Source organism: Bradyrhizobium sp. LeoA1Lang (assembly GCF_055413685.1).
Window position 1 is genome coordinate 1 of record NZ_JBVAPG010000284.1, and the last position, 5,611, is coordinate 5,611.

Sequence of the window (5,611 nt, forward strand, 5' to 3'; positions counted from 1 at the left end):
CGTGCGGCCCTTCAAGCTCACCACAATCCCATGACGATCAAGCCCGTTGCCCATGTCACAAGGGCCGCGTAACATTCATTCTGGCAACGTCGGCCCGACGTAGTTCAACACCGATCGGGACATCCCCCTGTCGCAAGCCTCCCCGGGTTTGTCCGCTATACGGAGAAGCACACTCTGTTTCTCCTCACCATGACCGGCCTTACCTTGGTGATTTTCTCCCTCACGAGAACGCCCTTAGTCGCCCTGATTATCTACGGCTTCGCCGGTGTGGCATAGAGCGTCACCCGATCCGCCGCGAACGGGCATCTTCTAACTGTGGTTGATACATCAGTAGTGGGGCGAGTTCAGGCGTTCACGACGCTTTTGACCGGCGTATTTGGGGTGGTGATTTTCCTCGTGCCGCTCGTGGCTCCCGAAACTGCCGAGGCAACTTTGTATATTTTCTGTGGCATCGGCGTCATAGCGGCCGCACTTGGTCTGCGAGCCCATGACAGAACCGCTTAAAAATGCCGCCCGGCATATAGCGTAAGATTTCGTCCTCCCGCAAACGACCCGCTTTAGGTTCTGGCTGTCACCGATGTCTAATCAGTCGTCCGTGAAGAACGCGGGAGAGCGGTGATTTAAGCGATCTTTTGGGCCGGGACAGTTTCGGTGAACGCCCGGATGATGGCACGCAAGAGTCCTGCGAGCCACCGCAGGAGCAGGCCGAAGTTATAGCCGGCTGCGGCGAGGACGGCGTTGATGCGGTCGCCCACGCGGCCTTTGAGATAGTTGCGCTCCATGCGGTGCTCAGCCTTGACGTGACCGATGACGGGCTCGACAGCCGCGCGGCGCTTCATCTCGCGACGGATGGAAGCTGTGACGCGGCGGACCTGCCCCGAGATCCACACCCTGAACCGATGCGGGTAGTTGTGACCACGATACCCTTTGTCGACGTGGATGCGGCGAGCCTCCACGCCAGTGAGCTTCTCCATGTCGGCGATCACAGGGCCGAGCGTGTGCCCATCGAAGGGATTGCCATGCAGGGCCTTGGCATGGAGCACGAACTGGCCGCCCTTCGGAGACGTCACGGGGGTGACGATGCTGACCTTGCAGCCGAACTCGTAGGGCGCGCGGGCTTTACCCTTGCCGATGCACTCAACCTCCGGAGCATGTAACGCATAGACCTTCGGACCGCGCTGATGCTGATCCTGGCTGCGCACCTGCTGCGCTAAACCGAGCAACGGGCCGAAGCGAGCTTCCAGCACCGTATCGCCATCAATCTTGCGGCGGATGTCGCGGATGAGCCGGCCAAGCCGTGTCCGCAGGAACTTGAGCTGGCGCCGGGCGCGTTTGAACTGGTGGGTGTGGGTATAGCGGCCGGTCATGATGGCGGCGCGCTTGGCCAGGCGCAGATAGCTCTGGCGCAGCGGCACACGGTTGCGCTTGGCGAGCCCGACGAGCTTGATGATTGCTCGATGCAGCAGCCTCGCGTCGGTCGGATGCGCAACTGCCTTAGGCTGCACTGTGGTATCGACGACCACCCGTTCCAGGTCCTTGGGACCGATCGCGCCGGTCTTGTGTGCCACCGACAGACTTTCCTGGATCAACGCGACGAGCTGTTCTTCGCCGAGCCGCTGCCGCCATCGTGTCATCGACGATCGATCGAACGGCAGACGGTGGCAGAAGCTCAATTCGCCGCAGAAGTATTGGTAGTAGGGGTTCTCGATCCAACGGGCGCACAGCACCTCATCTGACAGGCTGTGCATGTGCTTCAGAATGAACAGGCCGGCTACGAGCCGCGTCGGCAAGCCCGGCTGTCCCGACCCTCCTTGGCACACTGAACTGAAGCGCTCATCCAGAAACTTCCAGTCGATCAGCGCCGCCAACCGCACCAGCGGATGCCCCATGTCGATGATCTGATCGAGCGCCGGAAGCAGCAGGTCTTTCTGGCGATCATCCCGCGGGTTGCTCATCGCATTCCCCAATGTCGACGACGACGTCAGGGAATCACGAATCGCCCAAAAGTAAAATCCCAAAACGCAAGAAAGCGAAGTCCAACACCCCGCTTTCCTGCAAAATCGAATACTTCATCCAGACAATTTCTGCCTTTCTCTCAAGCTGATCCGCATTCTTCACGGACGACTAATCAGAACCCGTAAGATCGTTCGACCCAGCGCAGCAGCACGCGCGCATCCCGATCGGGCAAGATCACGCGCTGGTCACGCAGGCCCTTGGCAATCGCTTGACCAACCTCTGGCTCAACCCGATTACCATGGGTCATCAAGAAGAACCAACCAAATCGGACGCCGACCTCACGATCGATGGCTTCAACGCGATCCATCAGGATATGAACCGAGGCATCACCAGCAATGAGCCTCTTTTCCGGCAGATGCAGCGGGCGCGGCACGAATCCGATCTCGCGCGTGCCTTTATCGTCGTAGTCGTAAATGTCGAGCGCCCAGTGCGCGTAGACGCGCTCGGCCGAAGCGCTTGATTCGTCCCAATCCTGGAAGAAACGATTCTCCCGTGGCACGACCTCGAACCAGTCCGGCACCAATTCGAGAAACGGCGTCTCGGTCGTGCCCTGCCGCGTCACTTCCCGCACTACACGGCGTTCCATCTCCGGCCGCTGCGTCTCGCGCTTCTCGCGCTCGAGGCGGGCACGCCGCGTCAGGAAACTCCGGACATGGACGACGCCGCTGCCCGCGCGCCCAAGCATCCGATAGAGTGGACCGGCGATTACCTTGTCGTCGGACATATCTTCGTGTGTGATCCATGACGGATCGAGTAATTCGTTCTTGCCCCAAGGGCGGTACGTCGGATTGACGATCGGCCCCGCACGCCATTCGACTTCCCGGCCGAGACGGATTTGCACATAGTCCGCCGCGCCCAGTCCAGTTGGCGCGAAGGCGTACACGCTGTTGCCGTGCCATTCCGAGATCTGAAGGGTGCTCTCGCGCAATCGCGTCCAAACCGCGCCAATGTTCCCGTTGTCCTTGGCGAGTTCGGCCTCCATCCACGGTCGGTACTCTGCGATCCGTGTCCCGTCGGCGGCGATCACTGAGCGCGTGTCGCGCCAGTACGTGTCGTCGATGTCCGCCGTCGAAAATGCAAATCCGGGAAACGCCTCCGTCAGCCCGGCGGCCAGCGCCGTTTCGTCAGCTCCGGTCGGAAGACGTGCGAGGACCGCCTCGATCGTGGCGGGATCGGGCAGTCGTGCTGGGATGTTCTCCGGAGTTTCACCCATGTCTTGATCCTATCATTGCGGCCTGTCGCATCCTGCTGGTTTTTTCCGGGACAGATCCTTCGTTGGGCAACCTACCCGGTTGCAGCATTCAGGTACTGCTCGAGCGCGTCGATGCTCGCCATGACGTCCGCGAAGGTGGGCGAGGTGCCGAAAATCATCTCCGACATCCGTTCATAGTCGGCGGCGAGCTTAGCCCGCATGTCCGCGGTCGGGACAAGGCGATAACTGCCGGGCACGGCGCGGTCGTATCGGTGATCCGGCGCGCGAAACATCAACTCCTTGTGCTGCCGGCAAGCTTCAGCAAGATCGCGCATTGATGCCGTGGCCACGCCATAGTCCGGATGGGTCCAGATTTGATGGACGTCGTAATAGTGGCGCGAGTAGCGATTGAGATCAGGCACTGGACGATCGGCCTTCGCGTCCGCGCTTCGCTTCTCGGTCATTTCGGTCATTGCGTGGAGGATCAGCACCTTCTCCCAGAAGGTCCGCTCAGGCTTGACCGTTGTCACGTTGCGCACCGTGAGGTCCATTCCCTCTCGCAGTTCCGAGGCGATGTAAGGAACGATCTCACGCGGCTCGGCCGGCTCGGGATCGGGACGCGCGCCACCTTCGATGCGGACCGCCGCCTGCACATAGGCGTCGCCAACATCGAAGACACTCTTGTAACCGACCACCAGAATGTCGGGCGCTTCCTGGTTGCGATGCGCATCGAAACCGAATCCGAGTGAGAAATGCCCGGGTTGTTCGGCGGCGCCTTCGACGGCTGCGATCTCCGTTGTCAGCTCCTTCTTGAGTGGACCCGAGATATACTGCCGCGCGGCCTCGTCGACTTTCTCGGCGAGCGCGCGCTGCTGCTGATTCACGGAGGGGAGGGCGGCGATCTCGGCTTCCAGCGGAACGTGCAAATCAGCCTTGTAGATGCCGATGTCGATGTCCTCGGAGAAGCGGCGGATCAGTCCGTACGCCTTGCTGAGGCTCGTGCCGCCCTTGAAATAGAGACCAATCGGATCATCGCCGCGCCGGTTGAACAGGAAGTCGAGCACCCAGCAGACATAGAGGTCCTTCTCTATGTTCTGCGCCTGTGTCTTCAGATAGGCGGCAACCGTCGAAAAGAGTGCGCGGCGATCGTCGACGCTCGAGCGCAGAATTTCAATGAACGTTTTCTGCATGTCCGCCTTTTGCGCCCTCAGGATTCGGCTCGCCGGCGCTGTGATCCTCCGCCTGGAGCTTGCGGGTGATCGTGTCGACCAGCGGGTACATCCACGCCGGGACCGCGTGAATGTTGTCGCGTAGATCTTGTGCGATATTTTCTCGGTTCGGATCGCGCGACAGATGCCGGATGATCCCGTTCACGGCCGCATCAAGGCTCGATCGCTCATCCCGATACCATGTCAGTGCCTGGACCACGCGCATGGCGGGACGGCCGGCCCAAAATGCCGTCTTGGCCGAAATGCGCTTGAAGTCGAGCTTGTAGATGACCGGCTTCGTGGCCTTTGGATCGCCGGCGCTGGCCTCGATCTCGATCGTCCGCGGATAGGTGTCGGCATAGATCGTCGACCGGGCCGGAACGGCTGTCGTTAAGCCGAGGTCGTTCGCGGCCGTCATGCCGTCGACCAGCACGCGCAGCTTGTCGCGGCGGGCGATGGCGTCGATGAACGAGGCGCGGGGCGGAAACACTATCTTGCCGGTCAGCTTGCTGGTTCCCGGCTTGTCATAGAGACCGCGATAGGGCCGGCGGATGTCGCCCCGCAAGGTCAACCGCTGGAGTGCTTTCTCGACAGCGTTCGGCGTCCCGATGTCGAGAAAATCGGCGCGCGACCACACCCCCGCCGGCGCCGCTTGGGCAATCCGGTTATGAATGCGATCGAGGGTATCGGACGTGGGGTCAGGCATCGGCCACCTAAGCTGTCCGAAGAGTATATATAAAAATTGGTCAGTTGCAATCGGGAACAGTCTTACTCCAGAATTTATATTCAAACTTTGGTCAGAACCATTTCCTCCGGGGAACCGTTCGCATGCCGATTCCGGGAAGTCGCCGCAAAGCTCGCCCATGTGGACTGGAATCTCCTCGACTGTGAGAAGGACCAGCTTCCGCAGGGCGATGACTTCCAGCACGCCAAACCGATGTGGGCTCACCTGCTTGTCGTCGGCGAATCGAAGTACCGCGTATTGTCCTCGCAGACTGATGCCGACGGAGCTTGGGAGAAGATCAAGGCCCAGATCTTCGCTGAGGAGCGGCAGGCGGCATAGGCGACTGATCGTGAGCGTCACGAGAGGATCGCCGTGCCCGGCCTTGACTTGCGCGGAATGCTTTGGATTGCCCGATCGGGGTGATTGACGCTGCCGCTGGGCGATGATTGGGTGCTCCCCTCTGAAGGGACC

The 5,611-nt window shown here is 60.8% G+C and carries 4 protein-coding genes; all 4 read right to left on the bottom strand.

Annotated elements, in window-relative coordinates; genetic code table 11:
- Positions 1-620 precede the first annotated feature (620 nt).
- Positions 621-1,955 carry an IS5 family transposase gene (locus tag ACZYOF_RS41675; protein WP_463719384.1) on the bottom strand — a complete coding sequence of 445 codons (1,335 nt, stop codon included), beginning with the start codon at positions 1,953-1,955 and terminating at the stop codon, positions 621-623.
- A gap of 173 nt (positions 1,956-2,128) precedes the next feature.
- The gene (locus ACZYOF_RS41680; protein ID WP_463719385.1) at positions 2,129-3,229 is read right to left on the bottom strand and encodes a hypothetical protein; all 1,101 of its coding nucleotides are present in this window, start codon (positions 3,227-3,229) and stop codon (positions 2,129-2,131) included.
- A 71-nt stretch (positions 3,230-3,300) separates the two neighbouring features.
- Positions 3,301-4,398: a nucleotidyl transferase AbiEii/AbiGii toxin family protein gene (locus ACZYOF_RS41685; protein WP_463719386.1), complete on the bottom strand. Its 1,098-nt coding sequence runs from the start codon at positions 4,396-4,398 to the stop codon at positions 3,301-3,303.
- A complete protein-coding gene (locus ACZYOF_RS41690) occupies positions 4,379-5,122 on the bottom strand; it encodes a DUF6088 family protein (protein ID WP_463719387.1) in 744 nt (247 codons plus the stop codon). The genes ACZYOF_RS41685 and ACZYOF_RS41690 overlap by 20 nt, the downstream gene beginning before the upstream one ends.
- Between the last annotated feature and the right edge of the window lie 489 nt (positions 5,123-5,611).

What these genes read in the sequence shown, in the direction of transcription:
- ACZYOF_RS41685 (WP_463719386.1), bottom strand. Translation starts at nt 4,398, where the DNA reads ATGCAGAAAACGTTCATTGAAATTCTGCGCTCGAGCGTCGACGATCGC.
- ACZYOF_RS41690 (WP_463719387.1), bottom strand. Translation starts at nt 5,122, where the DNA reads ATGCCTGACCCCACGTCCGATACCCTCGATCGCATTCATAACCGGATT.
- ACZYOF_RS41675 (WP_463719384.1), bottom strand. Translation starts at nt 1,955, where the DNA reads ATGAGCAACCCGCGGGATGATCGCCAGAAAGACCTGCTGCTTCCGGCG.
- ACZYOF_RS41680 (WP_463719385.1), bottom strand. Translation starts at nt 3,229, where the DNA reads ATGGGTGAAACTCCGGAGAACATCCCAGCACGACTGCCCGATCCCGCC.